Here is a 21,586-nt window from a genome sequence, read left to right on the forward strand (position 1 = left end):
GTTCACCGAAGAGGAGGACCTCGGCGCGCTGAACCTCTACTCCCGCGAGCCCGGCGTGTTCAGCGCGGCCAGTGAGCTGGCCGGGTGGCTGCTGGGCTCCCATGCGGCGGTCGCCTTCTCCGCCGCCCGCACCCACGCCCAGCTGGAACGGGCCCTCGCCACCCGCCACACCATCGGCGAGGCCATGGGCATCATCATGGGCAGCCACCGCCTCACCGAGAAGGAGGCCTTCGACGTGCTGCGCCGCTACTCACAGGCGAACAACATCAAGCTCCGCGAGGTCGCCCGCCTGGTCTGTGAAGAGGGCACACCGTCGTGACCCCGGGCGAGCGGCTCCTCCGGCACTTCGGCTGAACCAGAGAAGCCTGGGCCGGGCCCGCTCTTGGCCGCTGTGCCGCCTGGACCAGCCCATGGGGGCCGACCCCCGTCAGGCCGACCTCGTGCCCCTCATCACCAGTGGGGCGGGCTCGCCCGGCACGTCCCAGCAGTTCAAGCCGCCCCCCTGACGCGGCCAGACCTCCGGACCCCCGCCATGCCATTCGATGAGGCCCGACTCGGCCACGTCCACCTCATCCCGGCATCCGAGCCCGGCGAGCCGCAGCAACTGCGTCAACTCGTGCAAGGAGTACGCCGTGCCCAGGCACTGGTCGTCGAGATGCACGCGGCGGCCCCCACATCCACCGGGCGCCTCCACGATCGCGGAACCCTGGACCATGGACTCAGCTTCTCTCCAGGTGAGCCGGTCCGCATTCCGGAGGGCAGCCTTCGTGTTCCTTGGTTGACCGGCCGGTTCATCAGGCCGGCCGTACAACCACCGTGCCGCCCGTACGGTGGGTGGACGCCTCCCCGACCACGGGGGGCTCCCTGTCGACAGAGCGAGGCAAAGCCCGATAGCTCTATGTCCCCCCGGCGCCCCGGCGCGGCTGCCCTCCGCGACACCATCACCCCCCTCAGCATGTCCGGGCAGCCCCGACCGTTGTGAGTGGAGGCTTCCTTGTCGCGCTGGTGTGCTGTCTGCCTGAGCGCCTGCAGCACGCTCGGCGAACGGCAGGCTGCCGCGTCCCACGCCGCCGTGCGGTTCGAGGAGAGTGTGTAAGTCACGAACATGCCGCCTACCGGCGATGAGGCTTCGTGAAGTGAAGATCCCCGGTCTCGCTCTTCGTTCCTCTTCGTTGACTGATCACCAGTGGGCCCAAGCCAGCCATATGGAGATCGTCAGGCCTGCTGCTCGCCGGCAGGAGGCTTCTGGGCAGTCATCACGCCCGCGTCGGTTTACAGAAGACGCGGGCGTGCGACGGGCTCAGCCATTGAGCGCCCTGGCGAGGAAGCCAATCGCCCGACTGATACCGGTCTCGGCGGGTGCGCCGGCGTTACGAGCGGGGGTCCTGCGGCCATCCTTGTGCGTCGAATACGGCGATGGGGTCCAGGTAGTCGCGCCAGTGCGTCACCTTGCGGTCTTTGACGGTCACGACGGAGACGAAGCGGTTGTCGTAAGGCCGTCCCGTCACTGCCGAAGTGCCGTGGACTTCATACTCCAGGACGACCACCGAGGTCTCGGGGTCCCGGTGAACGCGGAGATTGTCCGCACTGCGCAGCGTGACGTAGTCGCCGTAGTCGCTGTACAGGTCGATGATCCCCTGGCGTCCCTCGACCCGGCGGGGGTAGCCCGGCACGGTGATCACGTACTCGAAGACCACGTCCTCGGCCAGCAGGTCGTAGTAGTCCTCCCCGTCGACCAGGCCGTCCAGCCCCTCCTTGATGATGCGGAAGAACGGGCTGTTCGCCCCGAAGGAAGCGTTGTCGTCAACGGTCTTGCTCACATCGCCTCCGAGGTCCAGGCGTGGGCGCTGCGCTCGGCGAACGCGCGGAAGCTGGTCGCCGGACGGCCGGTGACTTTCTCGACGTCACCGGTGGGCGTGGCACCGTTGCCGGCCATGATGGTGCCGGTGAGCCAGCGCAACATCACCGCGTAGTCGGCGGGGACGCCCGCGGCGAGCGCACCGGCAATCCACATCTCCTGGTCGAGGTCGTGGTAGGCGACGGGACGGCCGCTCACGGCGGCGATGATGTCCGCGACCTCCTGGAAGGTGAGGGCCTGCGGGCCGGTGAGTGAGTAGACGGCGCCGGCGTGGGCCTCGGGGTTCAGCAGCGTCTGGGCCGCGACCGCCGCGATGTCGGCCGCGTCGACGAACGCTTCCCGGCCGCCGGCGCTCGGGACCGTCATCACTCCGTCGATGAGGGGGAGGTGGTCGTCGGCGAAGTTCTGCATCACCCACGACGTGCGCAGGACCGAGTGCGTGATGCCCGGCCGGGACGCCAGATCGGCTTCGACGGCCGCGATGTCGACCTCCGTCGGCGCCTGATCGGCGTTGTACACGCTCAGGTAGGTGACATGGCCCACGCCGGCCGCCTGGGCGAGGTCCAGGAAGGCCCTGACCTGACCGGCGTAGCCGATGCGCGCGGTGGGTGTCACCAGATAGAGGCGGTCAATGCCGTCCAGGGCGGGCTGGTGGGTGGCCTGGTCGTCCCAGTCGAAGCGGACGTCCGCTCCGCTACGCGCTGCGGTACGGGGGTTGATTCCTCGCTGGGCGAGTGCGCCGGCCAGCAGTGAACCGGACCGGCCGGTGCCGCCAAGGATGAGCGCGGTGGGTGCTTCGTTTTTCATGGCTCCATGCTCGAAGCGCGGATCGAGATAATCCATGTGTGATTCGCTCGATCTTTTATGTGAGGCTCTCACGCCTTGACCTTGGATGCTCGTGCTGGTCAAGCTGATCGCATGGATCTGCTGACTGACCACCTGGTGCGGGCACGCGCCACCGGCGCGGTGTTCGCGCGGACGGTCGCCGAACCACCGTGGGGCCTCCGGTTGGGCGGTTCGATACAGCTGTCGGTGCACACGGTCGTCCGCGGTCGCGGCTACCTCTGGCTGGACACCCCCGGCAGCACCGTGGAGCTCATCCCGGGAAGCGTCACGCTGGTTCGCGGCGGACCGGACCACTACATCGGGCATGAGCCGGGCGCCGCCTGCCTGGAGCCGGAGGAGTTCCGGGCACGGCACGCCCAGTCGCACCCCGGGGACAACCCGCGGGCCACGGTGTTCCTGTGCGGCGCCTACCAGTTCTCCGGCGACGTCGGCAGCGGGCTCCTGGACGCGCTGCCCCAGGTCATGACCCTCTCAGCGGCCGACGACGACCCCTTGCGGGACGTGATCACCTTGCTGTCCCGCGAACTGGTCCGCAACGAACTCGCCCAGCAGATCGTCCTGGACCGCCTCCTGGACCTGCTCCTCGTCCTGGCCATCCGCACCGACTTCCGCCGCAGCACGACCGCACCACGCTGGTACCGGGCTGCCGCGGACCCACGGCTGGGCCCCGCGCTGCAAGCCATCCACGACAACGCCGCCCACCCGTGGACGGTCCCCGAGCTCGCCGAGATCAGCGGCCTGTCCCGGGCCGCCTTCGCGCGGGTGTTCAGGGAGGCACTTGGTCAGGCCCCGATGCAGTACCTGACCGAATGGCGGATGACCATCGCCCGCGACCACCTGCGCGCCGACGATCTCACCCTGCCCCAGATCGCCGACGCCGTCGGCTACGGTTCCCCCTTCGCGTTCGCCGCCGCCTTCCGCCGCCACCACGGAGAACCGCCCGGCACCTGGCGACAGCGAGAACGAGCGACCGCGCAGACTCGACTGCTCACCACGCACCACGGATCTTGATCAACACCATGCCCGGTTCAACATCTCATCCAGCGCGCCTCCTGGACTCCGTGCCCCATGTCCTGGCTGCCGATCAACGGCTCGATCTGCGCGGAGGTTCTGGTGGTGCCGGGACGGCTCGCCACTGAGCAGGTCGATCGCCGCGAGCTCGTATCCGAGGCTTCTGTCAGCGATCCAGTGAAAGCTGGCACAGCCCTGACCTCGGCTTTCATGAGATCGCTGCCGAACCCTGAATGGCTGCCTCTGTTCGCCCCCGCACTTGGTTGCGATTTCAACCGCGGGTGGATCCCGGTGGAGCGGCGTGGCCGGCTTCTGCTCCGTAAAAGGCGATCAACTCCCGTATCGCGCAGGGTAATCTCACCGGTGTGAATGGTCTCGCACCCATGGGGCCACCGGAGATCCTCGCTTCGCTCGGCGTGTCCTTCCGGCTGCACGAGCACGCTCACGTGACCAGCCCGGTGGAGGTTTGCGCCGCGTTGGGCGTTCCGCTGGAGCGAACTGTCAAGACCCTCGCATTCGTCACCCCCGCGGACCGCCTCGTCCTGGCGGCGCTGCCGGGCCATGCCCGGCTGCGCTACGGCGCCCTCGCCCGCGCGGCCGGGATCCGCCGAGGTGAGCTGTCTCCCGCCGATGCCGGGCGGCTGGCGCGGGCGGGGATGCAGCCGGGCGGGGTGTGCCCCGTGTCCGCGGACCGGGCTGCGCTGGTGGTGTTCGACGAGACGGTCGGCGGCCTGGGACGTGTGCACTGCGGCAGCGGCCGGCGCGACAGCAGCATCGAGATCGAGGCGGCGGAGCTCGTGGCCGCTGTCCCGGGGGCCGCTACGGCTTCGATCGTCGGCTTCCCGCCGGACGGGCAGGCATGACGACTGTCCGCGACGCCACGCCCGCGGACGCCGACGACATCTTCCGTCTGCTGAGCGGGTTCGTGAGGAGCTACCGGGCCGACCGAGAGGTCTTCGACGGCGCCACGTTCCCCCGGATCATCGAGGCAGCCTCGGTCGGCGGCGCCGAGTTCCTGGTCGCCGAGGAGGACTCGTGCGTGGTCGGGTACCTGCTCGCGCTGCGCATGCCCACCCTGTTCGCGGGCGGAACGATCCTCGAAGTGCTCGAACTCACCGTGGCCGAGCCCGTGCGGGGCCGCGGTACGGGTTCCGCGCTGATCAGGGCCGTACAGGCGAAGGCCCGGGAGGTGAAGGATGTCGAGGTGACCGTGCCGACCCGCAGAGCGGCCGGCTTCTATCGCGCTCTGGGGTTCCACGAGACCGCCGTCCATCTCAGATGGTCCACAACATGACCGGGTATCCGTCGACCAATCGGCCGGGCGCGACGGGGAGACCATGCAGATCCACGGGGTAAACGATTCGAGATACGAGTCGACGCGCACCGGCCAGGCTCCGCCGCGGCCGTAAGGGGTGCGCTCGTCCCAGGGCCGCGTGATCCGGTCCACCTCGGGCCGTATCCGCCTCACCCCTTCAACGGCCGAGAGCGTTCTGCAACTGCTGCTTGGTCATCGAGGAGCGGCCGTCGATGTTGCGCTTCTTGGCCTCCTCGTACAGCTGGTCCTTGGTCGGCCCCTGCGCGCCGCTGTGCGAGCGCTGCCCGCCGCGCTGGGACGCGGACTTCGGATCACGCGTGGATGACTTGCTCGCGGTTTTCGACTCGCCCGACCTCGCCCGCTCCTTGTTGACCGTCCGCGAGGCGATCTCCTTGGCCCGTCCGGCGGACTCGCCGCGGTCCTGGGCGCTCTTCTTGATGTGTTCGTACTGCCGTTCCCGCTTGGAACTCGATCCGGCAGGCATGACGCTCCTCCTCGTTGTCTCTCAGGTGATCAGGCGTTCCCGGCGGCTCAAGGGTGCTCGGGCCGCTGGTCCGGCGGCACACCGCCGCTTTCTCCACCGCCCCTGTTTCCCTTGTCCGTGCCGTGAGCGTGGCCCTCGCCCGTCTCCTCGACGTGACGTGCCTTGAGCTCGCCGCTGTCCCGCGGCGTGGCACCGCCCTTACGACTGCGACGCTGCTGGGGCTGCTGAGGGTTGGACATGTTCGGTCCTTTCCCCATCGTTTCGGGATGAGGTCAACGTTTCGAGTTCCCTGAAGCTGTCGTCCGATCCGCCGCTTCCCGCTCGGCGTCAACCGGTGAGCAGGACGTCCTGGACCGCCCTGACGCGCAGCTCCTCCAGCGTGCTCAGCTGCCGCTCGGCCCGTGCGATCAGTCCGTCGAGCTCCTGGTCGTCGAGACGGTCGTCCGCCTCGGCCAGGGTGCGCAGCGTGCGCCAGCCGAGTTCCTTGCCCTGCACTCCCAGCCGGAGGAACTCAAGTTCGATCACCAGCGTCAGAGGTGAACGCCGCAAGAGGCGCCCGTTGGTCTTGAGGCGCCCCATTCGCTCGGCCGCGCCGGATGCCGCGACCTTGTAGTGGCGCTTCGGCACGCCCAGGCTCCGCATGATGCGCAGCAGGCTCGCGCGGTCCTCGGCGATCTCGCCCGCCAGGTGCCGCAGTGGTTCCGCGTAGGGCGGATTCCGATGGGATCGGGCTGTGAACTGGGAGCGTCCGGCTCCGACCGTGGAACCTGCCAGATGGTCGTTGAGGTAGATCCCGAGCAGGTCCGTGCGGATCCGACGGGTCTGCGGCCGGGTGCCCGGCATCGGCGTCGTCATGGCTCGTGCCTCGCTTCTCTCCATCCGTGTGTGGCGGCTTTGCACGAGTACCCGGACCGAGCGCGCCGGCCCAAGCCACGGTGAATCTCCTCGCCGAATCTCTGCACGATCCGGCCCGGGCCGCCGGCTTCGGGGGCGTGGAACCGGCACAGGGGCGCACCCGGCCACAGCAGGACCAGACCGCCGACGAAGACATGCCCTGCGCGACGAGGGAACCGAGGGCAAGGCGAAAACGACTGCAGGGCGACCGGCTCCCACCGGTGACAGCACCCGCACCCGAGGACCTCACCCCCGGAGACGGAGCCGTCATCCGGGTCGGCGGACACCAGTGCGCCGTCCACCGGGACGACAGCGGCCGGCTCCTACGCCGTCGCGGCCCGCTGCACTACCTCGGCTGCCTCGTCGCCTTCAACCCCGCGGAACAGGCATGGGAATGCCCCTGCCACCGCTCCCGCTTCGCCCCGACGGCAGCATCCTGCAGGGCCCGGCCGTGCGGCCCTTGGAGCAACGCGAGGTCCAGTCCCCCTGACACCCGCCCAAGGCTGCTCCTTCGTTACGGCAGCTGCCCAGGGGTACCCCGTGGGGCGCCGCCGACGGCGTCCGGCACATCCGCATCCCCGACACCCCTGTGGAGCAATCCCGTGAAAGCCCTGGTCATCAACTGCCCGCTCAAGAAATCCCCTGAGCCCTCCAATACGGAGGAACTGGCCTCGCAGGTCGCCGCCCGCCTGACCACGTCATCAGTGAGATATCCGGCGCGCTCGCGGACATCGGTTACACGATCCCCGGCCAGGCGTGGACTTACTGGCACCTCGGTCCCGGACCGGGCCCCGACTACCTGGACCGGGCCTGGGACGCCGGCACGGACGGACGGCTGCTGATGGTGCAGTCGCACCTCAGCGGCGTCGAGGAGACGCTGGACCGCCTCCGGGAAACGGGGATGCGCGCGGAAATCGTCGACCGGGCGCAGCTCCCCTTCGGCCACGTCCTGCGCTCCCGGCTCGGCTGGCTGCGCGAACGCGGCCTGGTCACCGACAACGCCGACTTCACGACCGAGGAGCTGGTGGTGCTCCGTGCCGAGAACGCTTGACCGCCCCCGCCGTATCCGCCTCCCGCGCGACGGCCCGCTCCTGGAAGCGGCCGTGCTGGGAGAGCTCCTTGCTGCGGTCCCAGGTCAGCGACCGCCGGAGCTGTTCAGGAAAGGGCAGGCCCGATTTTGGTTCGTGGGATGGTGCCGTACTCCCCTCATGCGCGCTGTACTGATGACTGCTGGAAGGCGGAACTGCACGACCGCGTGCCCTCGTTCCACGCTCACCCTGTCTTGCCAGGTCACGTCGAAGCAGCGTCAAGGTTCTCGGAACGGACGCCGAGGAATCCGCTGACAGCGCCGCCGGGCATACGGCCCGCACGAGTGACGCTCGCGGCGCGCAATCGACGGACAGGCCCACCCGCGGCTTACCGCGCGGGTGTGGATCGGGCCGCGGTGTCGACGTCCGCGGTGGTGAGGAGGCGATCCTGCTGCTCGCGGCATTCGGCGTGCCGGAGACGGACGACCGCGTCGAGTCCGCCGCCGGGGGCTGCCTCCAGGGTGACCTCGCCCCTGCCTGCGCGGGTCAGGTGCCGGACCAACGGCAGACCGAGGCCGGTGCCGTCGTGGTCGGCGTGGGGAGCTCGCCAGAAGCGGTCGAAGGCCCTGTGCCGTTCGGTCTCGGTCATACCGGGGCCCTGGTCGATCACATGCAGCTCGGTCATGGGCGGGGTGCGGGTGCCTTCTGCGGGGGTGGTGATGACGGCCAGCGTGACGGAGGTTCCCGGTGCGGACACACGGAGCGCGTTGGAGAGCAGGTTGTCGATGATCTGTTCCAGTGCGCCGGGGACTGCCAGCACCGGAACCGACGTGCTCCCACTGACGATGAGGTCGACCTGCTGTTCGGCGGCGAAGGCCGTCCAGATGTCCGCGCGGTCGGAGACGACGGCATTGAGATCGGCGGCTTCTGCCCGGATCTCCGTGTTCTCCAGCCGTGCGAGAGCGAGCAGCCCCTGCACCATGCGGCTGAGCCGCTCCAGCTCCCCGAGCGCCTTGTCGAGGCTGTCCTGGGCGCAGGGGGAGAGATGCGGCTCGAAGTTCTCCAGACGCAGGCGTAGGGAGGTCAGGGGTGTCTTCAACTGGTGTGACACGTCGGAGGCGAACGCCTGCTGAGCCTGGAGCAGGTGCTGAAGCCGGGTCGCGGTCCGGGTGAACGACGCGGCGAGCCTGCGCAGTTCCGGTGGCCCGTGGTCGGCGGCCGGGGGATCGGTGATCCGCCCTTCGGCGAGTTGCGCGGTGGCGCGTTCCAGGGCCTGCACGGGGCGGGTGATCGAGCGCGCGAGAGCGAACCCGATCAGGGAGGCGGCGGCGAGGACTCCGAGACCCACGGCGGCGAGGACCAGCCAGGTGGTGCGCACCCTGGCCTCGAGCGGGCCCAGCGCGTACACCGTTCGCACCACACAGGCGACGGCCGGGTTGGACCCGCCCGGCACGGTGACGAAGAGGAATTCACTGTCCGCGGGCGTGTCCCTGCGCGTGCCGACGGTGGGGCGACCGTGCAGTGCCGCGGAGATGTCCGGCTCGGCGGACAGGTCCTTGCCGACCACGGTATGGGCAGCGGTGTCGGTGAGGACGATGCCCCGCCGGTCGGCGACGAGCACGGTGCCGCCGGTCCGCCGCCCGTACGCGAGGGCGAGGCCGGGCAGGTCGGCTGTCAGTCCGTGCTCCATCTTGTCCTCGCAGACCTCGGCGAGCGTCATCGCCCCTTGCTCCGCCGTGCGGGAGAACCGGGCCAGCTCGCTGCGGCCGTAGAAGACGCCGAAGGGCACTTCGAGGGCGAGCAGGACGAGCAGTATCAGGCTCAGGTGGCTGAGCAGGAGGCGACGGGTCACCGGATCTCTCCGCCGCGCGTCTGCACCGCGGCGGACGGGGCGTCGGGATGTGCCGGGGGGACGAGGCGGAAGCCGATTCCGCGGATGTTCTCGATCCAGGAGGCGTCGCCGAGTTTGCGGCGTAGCGCGGCGATGTGGACGTCCAGGGTCTTGGTGGGGCCGAAGAAGTTGGGTTCCCAGACCGCGTCGAGGATCTGCCGGCGGGAGCAGACGGCGCCGGGGTCCTCGGCGAGGCACGTGAGCAGGTCGAACTCCTTGGGCGCGAGGGCGATGGACGTCTGGTGCAGGCGTACCTGCCGGGTGCGACAGTCGATGGTCAGAGGGCCGATCCGCTGGATGTCGGGTGTCCCGGGGTGACCGAGGCCGTCCGAGGGCTTCGAAGATCCGCACTGGGGGTCCGGAACCGCCGGGCGGGCGCGGCGGGTGACGGCACGGATCCGGGCGACGAGTTCCCGTACGCCGAACGGCTTGGAGACGTAGTCGTCCGCACCCAGTTCGAGCCCGAGGACACGGTCCACCTCGTCGTCCCTGGCCGTGATCATGATGATCGGTACGGACGAGCGGGATCTCAGCGTCCGGCACACGTCGATGCCGTCCATGTCCGGCAGCCCCAGGTCCAGCAGCACCATCGCCACCTCTGGCGCGGCAAGGCCCTCGGCCCCCGTTCTGGCGTGTTCCACGGTGAACCCGAAACGGCGCAACCCCTCCGCCAGCGGCCCGGCCACCCGGTCGTCGTCCTCGATCAGCAAGACACGCATGCCGAAAGGCTCACAGACACCGGCCACGGCGCGTGGCGCAAACGCCGCAAGCTCCCCCGAGCCAGTGATCTTCCACGGCCGGCTCATTCGCCAGGGCGCGGCTTCTTGACGACATCAAGGAACTGGCCAGCGTGGCGTAAGCAGAGAGTTAAGACGTCGGACGCCGACATCCGCTCTCCCAGATGGCAGTCGGAATCTGATCCAAGGTCAGTGCGCCGGCCCCGGTGTCGTACTCGGCTGGTTCGGCCGGAACCGCGCGGGGCGAAACGCCGCTTCGAGGGTGTCCGCGCCCTCTCGCTGTATTCGCTCTGGCAATTCCCTTGATCGTCTTCCCGTAGCGTCGGCCGGGCGGTCGGTGCCACCGGAGCACCACCGGACCACCCGCCACCGCAAGAACCAGGGACACCGCATGCCCTTTGACGACCGCATGCCCATCGACGACCTGCGCCGCATCCGCCCTGACCTGGTGGAGCCCTTCGCGACCGCGCTCCCGGGAGCACGCGCCACCGTGCTGTCCCGCCTGTGGGGCGCCTTCGGACGAGAACCCCTGCCCGGTGTGACCAGGCGTCGCCGTGAGGCCGGATCTCTGGTTGTCGAGCTGCAAAGGGGCGGTTCGCTCTCGGCGGCCGAGGCGGGCGCGCGGCCGTTCGCCGACGTTCCGCAGGGCTTCGCCGTGTCGGGGCCGGAGGGGCCGATCAGCGACCCGGCCCGGCTGCTGGGACAGCTGGGCCTGCGCACCCCCGCAGCGGAGCGACTGGCGGCCGAACTCGACAACAGCGTCGTCAACCTGGCCCTCGCCAGGGCCGCGAACGCGGGCCGGAAGGTCGCCCCGGCCGACTCGGCGGATGCCGAGCAGGCGGTCGTCGACGGCCATCCGCAGCACCCCTGCTGCCGGACGCGCACCGGCATGTCCGTCGCCGAGGTGCTCGCCTACGCGCCCGAACACCACCCGGTCGTCCGACTGGCCCTGGTCCGGGTCCCGGCCGACCGCTGGCAGGGCGCCGGCGACTGGCCGCGGGCCCTGCGGGACGGCGACGCGTTCCTGCTGCCGGTGCACCCCTGGCAGCGGGACCACGTGCTCCGGCACCACCGCGACCTGGCCGTCGTGGAGGAGACGATCGCGGCCCGCCCGCTGCTGTCGCTGCGTACCCTCGCACCGCTCGGCGCGCTGCCCGGCTGCCACGTCAAGACCGCGCTCGACGTCCAGGTCACCAACTACCGGCGCACCATCTCCGCGGCCGAGGTCGCCGACGGGCCCCCGCTGTCCGAGCTGGTCGCGGCCGTCCTCGACAAGGCCGGACACAGCGGCAGCCTGCGCGTCCTGCGGGAGCTGGGCGGTGGCTCGGTGCGCGTGGACGGACAGCCTTCCGCGAGCCTGACGGCCATGCTCCGGGAATCGACCGAGTGCCACCTCGACGCCGGGGAGATCGCGGTACCGCTCACGGCCGTGCACGCGACCGGCGCCGCCGTGGTGTCGGGGGACCCGGTGCGCTGGCTTGCGGACCTCGCTGGCCTCGTCCTGCCGCCGGCTCTGACGCTGCTGTCCATGGGGGTGGCGCTGGAGGCACATGGCCAGAACACCCTCGTCGTCCTGCGGAACGGGCGGCCGGTGCGGGTGCTGTACCGGGACCTGGACGGCGTACGGGTCAGCCCGCGCCGCCTGGCCCGGTGCGGCTTCACACTGCCGCCGCTGCTCGGCACCCGCGCAGGCGACGACAGCGGCGCGCTGCGCACCAAGCTCTTCGGCGGCCTGGTCAGCGGGGTCTTCAGCGAACTGGTCGACGTCCTCGGCCGGACCCGGGCGGCTGAGCCACGGGCGCTGTGGGGCACGGTCGCCGAGGCAGGACGCCGCGTCTTCGCCGACCTGCCGGACCAGGAGGACGCGGAAGCGTTCTTCGGCGACACGATGCCGCTGAAGGCGACGATCGCCATGCGCCTGTCCGAGAACCCGGGCGCCGCGCAATGGACGTCCGTGCCCAACCCCCTGGCGCTCTGCCGCTGACCTCTGACACCGCCCGCTGTCCCACTGGAGCGACCACATGACCACCGACACGGCCCCCCACACCGATGGCGCCACCACCGTCCTCTCCCCGACCGCGGAGCCGTCGCGGACGGCCGACCTCGTCACGACCCACACGCTGCTCAACTGCCTGGTCCGCGAGGTGTCCGCCCCCGAGCACCAGGTGACGGTCGTCGACGATCACCTCCTGCTACGACTGCCCCGCCGGGGCCTGCTGCTGCGTGCCGCGCTGCGTCGGACCTCGTTGATCGGAGCGCACCGCTTCGAGGGCTCGGTGCAGCGGCTCGACGGCGATTCCTGGGTGACCGTGGACTGGCGCGAGCTGGCCGGCTGCATCCAGGAGGAACTGGAACAGCGCACGGGCCTGGCCAACGAGGAGTTCCTGGAGCAGGTGGCGGACAGCCGGGAGACGATCCGCGTCGTACTGGAGGAGCGGGCGGGCGCCCGGGCGGCCGCGGACCCCTACGTGGCCTCGGAGCAGTCCCTGGTGTTCGGCCACCGTTTCCACCCCACGCCCAAGGCCCGTACCGGCGCCCCGGCGGACTGGCTGGCGTACGGCCCGGAGACCGGCGCCCGCTTCCGCCTGCGCTACCTGGCCGTACGCCGCCACCTGGTGCGGGAGGAGGGCGAGCCGCACGCGCTGGACGCGCTTCACCCGGTGGCCGGCCCGGAGTTCGCCGTACTCCCCGTGCACCCCTGGCAGTTCCGGCTGCTGGAGGACCACGACCGGCTGCGCGAGGCGGTTGCCGCCGGGGATGTCGTGGACAGCGGCACGGGCGGCCCGGAGCTGGTGCCGACCGCCTCGGTGCGGACGCTGTACGCCCCGGAAGCCGACGCGTTCCTGAAGTTCAGCCTCAACGTCCGCCTCACCAACTGCGTCCGCAAGCACGCGAGTTACGAGCTGTCCGGGGCCGTCGCCCTCAACCGGCTGCTGCAGCCCGTCTTCGCCCGGCTCACCGACCGCTTCCCCGGCTGCGCGCTCCTGGCCGAGCCCGGCTACCGCACTCTCGACACTGCCGGCGACACCGCCCTCCTGGAGGGCCTCGGCGTCATCGTCCGCTCCGGCCTGCGCCGCCATCTGCGTCCCGGGGTCACACCCCTGCTCGCCGCCGCGGTGGCGGACGAGTACCCGACCGGCGCCGCCCATGTCTCCCACCTGCTCGCCCGCGGCGACGGCTCCATCCTGGCCTGGTGGGACGCGTATCTCGGGCTGCTGCTGCCGCCGGTCCTGGCCGCCTACTTCGAACACGGCGTCGTGCTCGAACCCCACCTGCAGAACGTCGTCGTCGGCGTCGAGGCCGACGGCACGCCCGCGCAGATGTTCTTCCGCGACCTGGAGGGCACCAAGCTCCTGCCCGGCCGACACGGGCAGGCCCTCGCCGAGCTTCCTGACGATGTGCGCGGTCCCCTCACCTACGATCCCGAACACGGCTGGAACCGGGTCGCGTACTGCCTCCTGGTCAACCACACCGCCGACATGCTCAGCGCCCTGGCCGACCTCGACCCGGCCCTGGAACCCGCCCTGTGGGGCCTGGTCCGCGACCACCTCGCCGGCTACGCCCGCACCGCCGCCGAACCGCCGCGTCTGCGGGCCCTGCTGTCCGGCGTACCGCTGCCGGCCAAGGCCAACCTCCTGCTGCGCTGGTCGCGCAAGGCGGACCGGCACGCGACCTACGTACCCCTGCCCAGCCCGCTCGGCGCGGACTTCCCCCGCGAGGTGGTCCGGTGAGGCCCGAGACGTACGACCTCGTCGCCGCACTGCCCGACGACGATCTGCCCGCCTACGTCTACGACCTGCCCGAGCTGCGCGAACACGTGCGCACGATCCGGGCCGCACTGCCGGACCGCGTCGAGCTGCTGTACGCGGCCAAGGCCAACTCCGACCCCCGGATCCTGCGCACCCTCGCCGAACACGTCCACGGCTTCGAGGTGGCCTCCGGCGGCGAACTGGACCACGTCCGCGCCACCGTCCCGGGCGCACCGATCGCCTTCGGCGGCCCCGGCAAGACGCAGCAGGAGCTCAGCCGCGCACTGGACGCGGGAGCCGAGCGCCTGCACATCGAGAGCGAACACGAACTCCGCCTGCTCGCCACTCTGCTGGGCGACCGGACCGTGGACGTCCTGCTCCGCGTCAACCTGCCCGTCGACGTGGGCCGGGTCGCCCTGGCCATGGGCGGCGGGCCGTTCGGCATGGACCCCCTACAACTGGACCGCTGCCTGGAGGTGCTGGAGTCGGTCCCGGGCGTCCGGCTGCGGGGCCTCCACTTCCACCTGGCCAGCGGCCTCCAGGCCCAGCCCCATCTCCTGCTCGTCGACAAGGTCCTCACCTGGGCCGAGAGCTGGGCCCGCGACCGCGAAGTGTACCTGCGTGAGGTCAACGTGGGCGGCGGCATGGGCGTCGACTACACGCATCCGCCGAGGGTGTTCGACTGGCCTGCTCTCGGCGCCGGACTGCGCCGGATCCTCGCCCGCCACCCCCACCTCACCCTGCGGATCGAGCCCGGCCGCTCGGTCACGGCGTACTGCGGCTGGTACGTCACCCAGGTCCTGGACCTCAAGTTCAGCCGGGGGCACGCGTTCGCCGTACTGCGCGGCGGCACCCACCACCTGCGCACCCCGGCCGCGAAACAGCACGACCAGCCCTTCGAGGTGATCCCCGACGACACCTGGCCGCGGCCCTGGAACCGTCCGGAGGTCCGGGACGAGCCGGTGACGCTGGTCGGGCAGCTGTGCACGCCCAAGGACGTACTGGCGAGCCGGATCATGATCGAACGGCTGCGCGTCGGCGACCGCGTCGCCTTCGCCATGGCCGGCGCCTACGCGTGGAACATCTCCCACCACGCGTTCCTCATGCACCCCCATCCGACCTTCCACCACCTCGACGACACCGGCGCGCCCGTCGCAGGCGACACGTATGCCCGTCAGACGTCATGAGTGCCGTCTTCCGCCTGCCGACGGCGCACGCACTCGCCGTACCGAACTTCCGGCGCTATCTGCTCGGACAGCTGGTCTCCAACATCGGCACGTGGATGCAGCGCGCCGCCCAGGACCTGCTCGTCCTCCACACCACCGGCAACAGCGGCAGCGCGGTCGGCCTCGTGACCGCGCTGCAGTTCCTGCCGCAGACCCTGCTCGGCCTCACCGGAGGCGTGCTCGCCGACCGGTATCCCAAGCGACGGACGCTGCTTCTGACCCAGACGGCGATGGCCGCCCAGTCACTCCTGCTGGGACTGCTCACGGTCACCGGAGCGGTGAACCTGCCGTCCCTCTACGCGCTGGCCTTCGCCCTCGGCACGGCCACCGCCGTGGACAGTCCCGCCCGCAACGCCTACATCGGCGAACTCGTCTCCCACGAGCAGAGGGCCGGCGCGGTCAGCCTGAACGCCGCCCAGTTCAACATGGCCCGCGCCATCGGCCCGGCCCTTGCCGGCCTGACCGTCGCAGCCTTCGGCACCGGCCCGGTGTTCCTCCTGAACACCGCCTCGTACCTGGCCGTCCTCTACGGCCTGATCGGCATCCGTACCGACACGCCGGACGCCCCTGTCCGCGCGCGACGGGGCCCCACCCGAGCGCGCGAGGCACTCCGCCACATCGCCACCACCCCGGAACTGCTCCTGCCGATCAGCCTCATCGCCTTCGTCGGCACCTTCGGCCTCAACTTCCAGGTCACCGTCTCACTGGTCGCCGTCACGGTGTTCCACACGGGCGCGGCCGCCTTCGGCTACCTCTCCGCCGCCTACGCTCTGGGCAGCCTCCTCGGCGCGATCCACTGGGCCAACCACGGCAAGCCCCCCACCGCCCGCCGCCTGACCTCCGCCACGATGGGCTTCGGCGCACTGGAAGTCGCGCAGGGCCTCATGCCGGGTTATGGCTCGTTCCTGGTCCTGCTGTTCGTCACCGGATGTGCCGCGGTGACCGTGACCACCACTGCCAACGCGCTCATCCAGCTCCATGCCGACCCGCGGTTGCGGGGCCGCGTCCTGTCCGTGTACTTTCTTGTGCTCCTCGGCGGCACCCCCGTCGGCGCACCGCTGGTCGGCCTGGTGTCCGACGCTCTCGGAGCCCGCTTCACCCTGGTTCTGGGCGGCGTCGTCTCCCTCGTCACCGCGCTCGCGCTCTCCGTCTTGTTCGCGAACCGAAACCGGCGGCGCGTACGGGTCGGAGCGCTGCCGGCAGGCGCCGAGACCGGAGTCGCGGCTTGTGAAGGCGGCCCGCTGCCGCCTCTGGCCAGGGGGCGGCCGCATGCGTAGTGCGGGCACGCCTTACTCTTACAACATGTAGGAGATGTCGGGGCGGGGCGCTGACCTGAGGAGTAGCGAGAATGAGCGAACACCGGCGCCGATCGTCGGGGCGGACCACACCGTCCGGTTCCGACGGCATGCACCACGGTGGCCGGGCCGCGGCGCGCAGGGCTGCGCAGTCCCGGAACGGGCGCGCCCGCCGCGCGGAGCGCGCGCGACACACGGACGCCGGACGTTCCGGCCGGCGCCGCCTGATCGACTACCCGCGGACGGGCAGACGCGGCCTCCGCCGATGGCTGCCGTCGTGGAAGCTGGTGTCCGGCACCTTCCTGCTGTTCGTCGGCGGCCTGCTGGGGCTGTTCGGCTACGCCTACGCCACGACGACCATTCCCAGTGCGAACCCCAGTACGCAGGCGCAGAGCAACACCTACTACTGGTCGGACGGCTCGGTGATGACCACCCAGGGGGCGACCAACCGGCAGAACGTCGACCTCGCCCAGGTGCCGAAGCTGGTGCAGTGGGACTTCCTCGCCGCGGAGAACGCCACCTTCTACTCCGACCCGGGCGTCGACACACAGGGCATGCTCCGCGCCATCTACCACATGGCCACGGGAGGTGAGGTGCAGTCGGGGTCCACCATCACCCAGCAGTTCGTGAAGAACACCTACCTCAGCCAGGACCAGTCGGTCACCCGCAAGCTGAGGGAGATCATGATCTCCCTGAAGATCGGCGGCCAGCTGTCCAAGCAGCAGATACTGCAGGGCTACCTCAACACCTGCTACTACGGCCGGGACGCCTACGGCATCGAGGCCGCGGCCCGTACCTACTACCACGTGCACGCCTTCCAGCTGAACGTCAGCCAGGGGGCCTTCATCGCCGCCACGGTCAACGAGCCGAGCCTGCTGATGCACGCCGACACCGACCCGCAGGCCAAGGCCCAGGCCAAGGCGCGCTGGACGTACGTGCTGGACCGGATGGCCAAGATCCACAAGATCACCGGCGCCCAGGAACAGCAGTACCTCGCGGCGGGGTTCCCCACGCCCAAGCCGTACGCGCCGTCGGCGGGCATGGCCGGGCAGACCGGATACCTGGTGCAGGCCGCGGAGAAGTACGTCGAGGCCCACACGTCCCTCACGGACCAGCAGCTGGGCCATGGCGGCTACCAGATCTACACCACCTTCGACAAGAAGAAGGTCGGCGCCCTGTCGGCGTCCGTCACGGCGATGGAGCGGAAGCATCTTGAGCCGCGACACCGCGCGGCCGACAAGGACGTCCAGGTCGGCGCGGCGTCGATCGATCCGTCGACCGGCGCGATCGTGGCGCTGTACGGCGGGCCCGGCTGGAACAAGGGGCACTGGACGGACAACGCGGACGCGACCGGCGTGCCGGTCGGCTCCACCTTCAAGCCCGTCGACCTGGCCGCCGCCCTCGACCACGGCGCTGTCCTCTCTCCGGGGCAGCCGGCCTCACCGATCACCCCGGCCTCGAAGTTCGACGGCGACGACGGCATCACCATCAAGAACCAGCAGGGCCAGGAGCTCCCGGACGCGAACGACCCCACGGGGCTCCTGCACCAGCGCAACGACGTGTCCACGAAGTGGGGATACATCACCCTGCGCAAGGCGATGGAGCAGTCGGTCAACACGCCCTACGTCCAGCTCGGCGAGTACGTCGGCTACGACAACGTGGAGCGCGAGGCCCTGAAGGCGGGGCTGCTGCGCACGAGCCTGCAGTACGACACGCCGGGCTTCTACATCGGCACCTCCACGCCGTCGGCGATCCGGATGGCGGACGTGTACGCCACCTTCGACGACGGCGGGGTCCAGCACGAGCCGTACTCGGTGACCAAGGTCGTCGCCGACGGCCGGCAGCTGACCGGCTTCGACAAGCCCAAGGGCACCACGGCCATGCCCGCCTCGACCGCCGACACCGTCACCGACGTCCTGCGAGACGTCGTGAAGAACGGCACCGGTACCAACGCCCAGGCCCTGGGCCGCCCGGTGGCCGGCAAGACCGGTACCACCGACGACTACAAGTCCGCCTGGTTCATCGGCTACACCCCACAACTGACCACGGCCGTGAGCATGTTCAAGGAGAACCCGAAGAACGCCGGCCTCCAGTCGATGCAGGGCGTCGGCGGCTACGCCAAGGTCTTCGGCGCCGACATGCCCACCGAGGTGTGGACCGGCTACATGACCGCGGCCCTCCGGGGACAACCCGTCCAGCAGTTCCCGCCCGCACCCGCGCTCGGTCAGTCCACGGACGAATACGGCGCCCCTTCACCCACGCCCTCCGCCACCGCGGCCCCGAGCACCCCCACGGCCACCCCGACCGCACCGGCCGCCCCGACCCCCACCACCGCACCGTGCCACGGACACGGAAAGCACTGTGTCAGCCCGAGTCCGACCGACACCGCAGGAACCACCGGCGGTAACGGCGGCGGCCTCCTCGGCGGTACGACCGGCGGCAACACCTCGCCCACACCCACGCCGACGAGCAGCACACCGGCGCCGACAGGCGTCCGCGGGCGGCCCTGAGCCGTCGCATCATCTGAGGCCGAGAGTGTGGCTCAGGGGGCCTTCACCCGCGGGGCAGGCCGGGGACGCCGTGGTCGCGCAGGGGGCCGACCTGCCAGCCGCGTTCCTGGCAGGTGTCGAGGATGCGCGGCAGCGCGGCGAGGGTGGTGCGCCAGGAGCCGGTCGCGGAGGTGCAGTCGGAGTCGTGCAACAGGATGGTGCCGCCACCGCGCAGGTCCCTGAGGACGGTGTGCTCGACGGACCGCGGGGTGGCCCGCCTGCGCCAGTCCTCGCCCCAGCACGTCCACAGCACGGGGGTCATACCGAGGCGCCGGCAGGCCAGATGGGCGGCGGTGCTCATCACCCCGTACGGCGGCCGGAAGAGCACGGGGGGTCTGCCGGTGACGTCGGCCACGGTGTCGCGGGCGCGGGCGAGGTCGTCGTGGGCGGCACGGGGACCGCGGAGCAGCAGCGGGCGGTGGTGCCAGCCGTGGACGGCGATCTCGTGCCCGGCCGCGGCCATCTCCTTGGCCAGCCCCGGTGAGCGGGCCAGCATGGAGCCGAGCAGGAAGAAGGTGACCCGCAGCCCGCGTGCGTCGAGGAAGTCGAGGAAGCGCGGGGTGGACAGGTGGTCGGGGCCGTCGTCGAAGGTGAGCGCGACGTGATCCGGCCGGCCGCGGCCGGACAGGCGGGGCATGGCCGCGTTGCGCAGCGGCCCGAACGTGGAGATGACGGGTGCCGCGTGCAGTGCCGCGAGCGTGGGCACCGCCGCGGCCGAGGCGAGCGCCGTGGCACGGACGAGACGGGCCTGGGTCATCGAGCGTCTCCGTCCAGGTAGTGGGCGACGGCCGTGAAGCGGGCGGGTGTCTCGTTGTAGGCGTAGGCCAGGGGGGCGGCGACGCCCAGGCAGGCCGTGGCCGCCACGGTGACGGCCGTCAGGGCGATCCGGCGTCGGCCGGCGAAGCGCCGCACCACGGGCTGTGCGTCCGGCGCGGGGTGCGGCCCGGTTCTGGCGGCGATGGCGGTCACCGGTCCGGGGGCAAGGCGGTGCAGGTCGAGTCCCGCCGCACGCTGGGCCCGGCCGCGCGGTCCGTGGAGGAGCTCGGCCAGCACCGGGCCGAGGTCCGCCGGTTCGCGGATCCAGGCCGCCAGGCCCGCCTCGTCCAGGGCGGCCGCGTTGGTCTGGCCGTGACCGGGTATGCAGCGGTAGCTGCCCACCGGCAGCCCGGCGGCGAACGCCTCCAGCGAGGTCAGGCCGCCCGCGTTCTGCACCAGGACGTCGCAGGCGTGCATCAGCCCGGCCATGTCGTCCACCCAGCCGAAAGTGTGCGCGATGCCGTCCCCGCGCAACTTCTCCGCGAGGGCCTGGTTGCGGCCGCACACCACCACGGGCACCGCGACTCCGGTCTCCCGTATCTCGGCGGCGGCCCGCCGCACCGGTCCGACGCCCCACGACCCGGCGACCAGCAGGGCCAGGGGAGCGTCCGCGGGCAGGGCGAACCGCTCGCGGGCGGCGGTCCGTTGCCCGGCGGTGGCCGGGGTGAAGCGTGCATCGGTGACCGGACCGACGACCGTGGCGGCGGCCGCGCCCTGTACGTGGGCCTGGGCCGCCGGCACCGGATGCACGGCCAGGTGGGCGTCGATGCCGGGGGCGACCCAGAGGGTGTGGACGGAGAAGTCGGTGAGGTAGGTGAACGCCGGCACCGTCAGCTTGCCGCGCCGGCGCAGCGCGCCGAGGACCTGGCTGGCGCCGGGGTAGGTCGAGACGACCGCACAGGTGTTGGGCGCGAGCGCCCGCAGGGTGCGCTGCTCGGCCGCGCGGAACAGGGCCCGCCACAGCGCACCCGGGCGTCCGGCCCGGTCGGTGGCCGCGTACAGGCGCTGGTAGCCCTCCGGCATCCAGGTCAGCATGCGGTGGTAGGTACCGCACAGGAGCCGGCCCGCACCGGTGGGCAGCAGGTCGAGGAAGTCGTGCCGGTCCACCAGGTACCCGTGCTCGGTCAGCCGCTCGGCCAGCCCCGTGGCCGCACCGTCGTGTCCCGCGCCGACACCGGCCGAGATGATCGCGATCCGCCCGGCACCGCCCTGCGGCGGTGCGGCGGACTGCGAGGGCGCCGACTCCGGCACCAGGTCGTCACGGTGGACCACGGTGGATCGCCTCCTGATGGGCTACGGGGAACGCCGGGCATGCCCCGGCCCGGACGGCGCTGCGGGCAGGCCGAGGTCGCGCCCGCGCACCGGCCGGGGCCACGACTCGACCGCTGTGGTGTCGAGAAAGGAAGCTACTACATGATGTAGAACTTAGGGAGCGATCGCCGCGGGATGGGGGAGCGGAGGCGGTTCGGGCTCCGGAATCCCCGCTGATGCCGGTCAAATTACTACGAGATGTAGAGGCTGTGATGGTTCGCCGAGGGGAGGGGCGTCGATGGCGTCAGGTCTCATCACGCGCTCGGTGAGAGCGGGCGGCACGGGACGGCGTACCTGACACCTGTCATCGGCGCTGTCGTCGCCGTCGGGTTGCTACCTCCTGTCATCGAGTGGCTGCGGACCCGCCGGGCGCCCTCCGTCCCGGCCGAGGCGGATCGTGACGCACTCGAGGCAGGCGTCTCGGAGTCGTCCGTGCCCGATCCTGGGCGGGCGCGACGTCGGTGACCAGGCGGCCTCCCGGGATCAGGTGAACCTGGCAAACCGGCTGGGCTTCGTTTCCGTTCGTCGCCCCTCGCCCCCGATCGGACCCATCCGGCCTCGCGGATGCAGCGTCTC

Annotated in this window: 19 protein-coding genes and 1 pseudogene; 11 read left to right on the forward strand and 9 right to left on the reverse strand. The window is 71.0% G+C overall.

Features of this window, described 5'->3' with window-relative positions:
* A partial coding sequence (locus ACFY0P_RS46085) for an ANTAR domain-containing protein (protein ID WP_388928247.1) occupies nucleotides 1-319 on the forward strand: 319 nt, incomplete at its 5' end.
* 1,051 nt (nucleotides 320-1,370) lie between these two features.
* On the opposite strand, the gene ACFY0P_RS46090 is transcribed toward ACFY0P_RS46085, so the two are convergent.
* Nucleotides 1,371-1,820, reverse strand: a complete 450-nt coding sequence (locus tag ACFY0P_RS46090) for a nuclear transport factor 2 family protein (RefSeq protein ID WP_388928250.1) — start codon at nucleotides 1,818-1,820, stop codon at nucleotides 1,371-1,373.
* Nucleotides 1,817-2,665: an NmrA family NAD(P)-binding protein gene (locus tag ACFY0P_RS46095; protein WP_388928253.1), complete on the reverse strand. Its 849-nt coding sequence runs from the start codon at nucleotides 2,663-2,665 to the stop codon at nucleotides 1,817-1,819. Before ACFY0P_RS46095 ends, ACFY0P_RS46090 begins: the two co-directional genes overlap by 4 nt.
* A gap of 111 nt (nucleotides 2,666-2,776) precedes the next feature.
* Between ACFY0P_RS46095 and ACFY0P_RS46100 the strand changes: the two genes are divergently transcribed.
* From ACFY0P_RS46100 to ACFY0P_RS46110, 3 genes are all read left to right on the forward strand, one after another.
* Nucleotides 2,777-3,715 (forward strand): cupin domain-containing protein, encoded by a 939-nt coding sequence (locus ACFY0P_RS46100; protein WP_388928256.1) that lies wholly within the window; start codon nucleotides 2,777-2,779, stop codon nucleotides 3,713-3,715.
* Between the two features lie 365 nt (nucleotides 3,716-4,080).
* Complete coding sequence (locus ACFY0P_RS46105) at nucleotides 4,081-4,578, forward strand: aminoacyl-tRNA deacylase (RefSeq protein WP_388928259.1); 498 nt, start codon at nucleotides 4,081-4,083, stop codon at nucleotides 4,576-4,578.
* Nucleotides 4,575-5,009 (forward strand): GNAT family N-acetyltransferase, encoded by a 435-nt coding sequence (locus ACFY0P_RS46110; RefSeq protein ID WP_388928262.1) that lies wholly within the window; start codon nucleotides 4,575-4,577, stop codon nucleotides 5,007-5,009. The genes ACFY0P_RS46105 and ACFY0P_RS46110 overlap by 4 nt, the downstream gene beginning before the upstream one ends.
* Before the next feature lie 178 nt (nucleotides 5,010-5,187).
* Here ACFY0P_RS46110 and ACFY0P_RS46115 read toward each other — a convergent pair whose 3' ends face one another.
* The 3 genes from ACFY0P_RS46115 to ACFY0P_RS46125 form a co-directional block, all read right to left on the reverse strand.
* Complete coding sequence (locus ACFY0P_RS46115; protein ID WP_388928265.1) at nucleotides 5,188-5,514, reverse strand: plasmid stabilization protein; 327 nt, start codon at nucleotides 5,512-5,514, stop codon at nucleotides 5,188-5,190.
* 47 nt (nucleotides 5,515-5,561) lie between these two features.
* Complete coding sequence (locus ACFY0P_RS46120; RefSeq protein WP_388928268.1) at nucleotides 5,562-5,753, reverse strand: hypothetical protein; 192 nt, start codon at nucleotides 5,751-5,753, stop codon at nucleotides 5,562-5,564.
* A gap of 88 nt (nucleotides 5,754-5,841) precedes the next feature.
* Nucleotides 5,842-6,369, reverse strand: coding sequence for a hypothetical protein (locus ACFY0P_RS46125; protein WP_388928270.1), 528 nt, complete (start codon nucleotides 6,367-6,369; stop codon nucleotides 5,842-5,844).
* A gap of 733 nt (nucleotides 6,370-7,102) precedes the next feature.
* Here ACFY0P_RS46125 and ACFY0P_RS46130 point away from each other — a divergent pair.
* Together ACFY0P_RS46130 and ACFY0P_RS46135 are read left to right on the forward strand one after the other, a co-directional pair.
* Nucleotides 7,103-7,226 (forward strand): annotated as a pseudogene (locus ACFY0P_RS46130) (flavodoxin family protein); the annotation flags it as partial.
* Nucleotides 7,227-7,249: 23 nt separating this feature from the next.
* On the forward strand, nucleotides 7,250-7,459 hold the full coding sequence (locus ACFY0P_RS46135; protein WP_388928273.1) for a hypothetical protein: 210 nt from the start codon (nucleotides 7,250-7,252) through the stop codon (nucleotides 7,457-7,459).
* Nucleotides 7,460-7,824: 365 nt separating this feature from the next.
* On the opposite strand, the gene ACFY0P_RS46140 is transcribed toward ACFY0P_RS46135, so the two are convergent.
* Both ACFY0P_RS46140 and ACFY0P_RS46145 read right to left on the reverse strand, forming a co-directional pair.
* A complete protein-coding gene (locus tag ACFY0P_RS46140) occupies nucleotides 7,825-9,288 on the reverse strand; it encodes a sensor histidine kinase (RefSeq protein ID WP_388928275.1) in 1,464 nt (487 codons plus the stop codon).
* Nucleotides 9,285-10,046, reverse strand: coding sequence for a response regulator transcription factor (locus ACFY0P_RS46145; protein WP_388928278.1), 762 nt, complete (start codon nucleotides 10,044-10,046; stop codon nucleotides 9,285-9,287). Before ACFY0P_RS46145 ends, ACFY0P_RS46140 begins: the two co-directional genes overlap by 4 nt.
* A gap of 409 nt (nucleotides 10,047-10,455) precedes the next feature.
* Here ACFY0P_RS46145 and ACFY0P_RS46150 point away from each other — a divergent pair, with 409 nt between their 5' ends.
* From ACFY0P_RS46150 to ACFY0P_RS46170, 5 genes are all read left to right on the forward strand, one after another.
* Nucleotides 10,456-12,048, forward strand: a complete 1,593-nt coding sequence (locus ACFY0P_RS46150; protein ID WP_388928281.1) for an IucA/IucC family protein — start codon at nucleotides 10,456-10,458, stop codon at nucleotides 12,046-12,048.
* A gap of 37 nt (nucleotides 12,049-12,085) precedes the next feature.
* A complete protein-coding gene (locus ACFY0P_RS46155) occupies nucleotides 12,086-13,795 on the forward strand; it encodes an IucA/IucC family protein (protein ID WP_388928284.1) in 1,710 nt (569 codons plus the stop codon).
* A complete protein-coding gene (locus ACFY0P_RS46160; protein ID WP_388928287.1) occupies nucleotides 13,792-15,000 on the forward strand; it encodes a type III PLP-dependent enzyme in 1,209 nt (402 codons plus the stop codon). Before ACFY0P_RS46155 ends, ACFY0P_RS46160 begins: the two co-directional genes overlap by 4 nt.
* A complete protein-coding gene (locus ACFY0P_RS46165; RefSeq protein WP_388928290.1) occupies nucleotides 14,997-16,316 on the forward strand; it encodes an MFS transporter in 1,320 nt (439 codons plus the stop codon). The genes ACFY0P_RS46160 and ACFY0P_RS46165 overlap by 4 nt, the downstream gene beginning before the upstream one ends.
* Nucleotides 16,317-16,387: 71 nt before the next feature.
* The gene (locus ACFY0P_RS46170; RefSeq protein ID WP_388928293.1) at nucleotides 16,388-18,844 is read left to right on the forward strand and encodes a transglycosylase domain-containing protein; all 2,457 of its coding nucleotides are present in this window, start codon (nucleotides 16,388-16,390) and stop codon (nucleotides 18,842-18,844) included.
* Nucleotides 18,845-18,887: 43 nt separating this feature from the next.
* On the opposite strand, the gene ACFY0P_RS46175 is transcribed toward ACFY0P_RS46170, so the two are convergent.
* Together ACFY0P_RS46175 and ACFY0P_RS46180 are read right to left on the reverse strand one after the other, a co-directional pair.
* A complete protein-coding gene (locus tag ACFY0P_RS46175) occupies nucleotides 18,888-19,640 on the reverse strand; it encodes a polysaccharide deacetylase family protein (RefSeq protein ID WP_388928296.1) in 753 nt (250 codons plus the stop codon).
* Nucleotides 19,637-20,971 carry a UDP-N-acetylglucosamine--N-acetylglucosamine transferase gene (locus ACFY0P_RS46180; protein WP_388928299.1) on the reverse strand — a complete coding sequence of 445 codons (1,335 nt, stop codon included), beginning with the start codon at nucleotides 20,969-20,971 and terminating at the stop codon, nucleotides 19,637-19,639. Before ACFY0P_RS46180 ends, ACFY0P_RS46175 begins: the two co-directional genes overlap by 4 nt.
* Nucleotides 20,972-21,586 lie beyond the last annotated feature (615 nt).

The sequence above is a fragment of the Streptomyces sp. NPDC001714 genome (assembly GCF_042892755.1).
Lineage (GTDB): Bacteria > Actinomycetota > Actinomycetes > Streptomycetales > Streptomycetaceae > Streptomyces.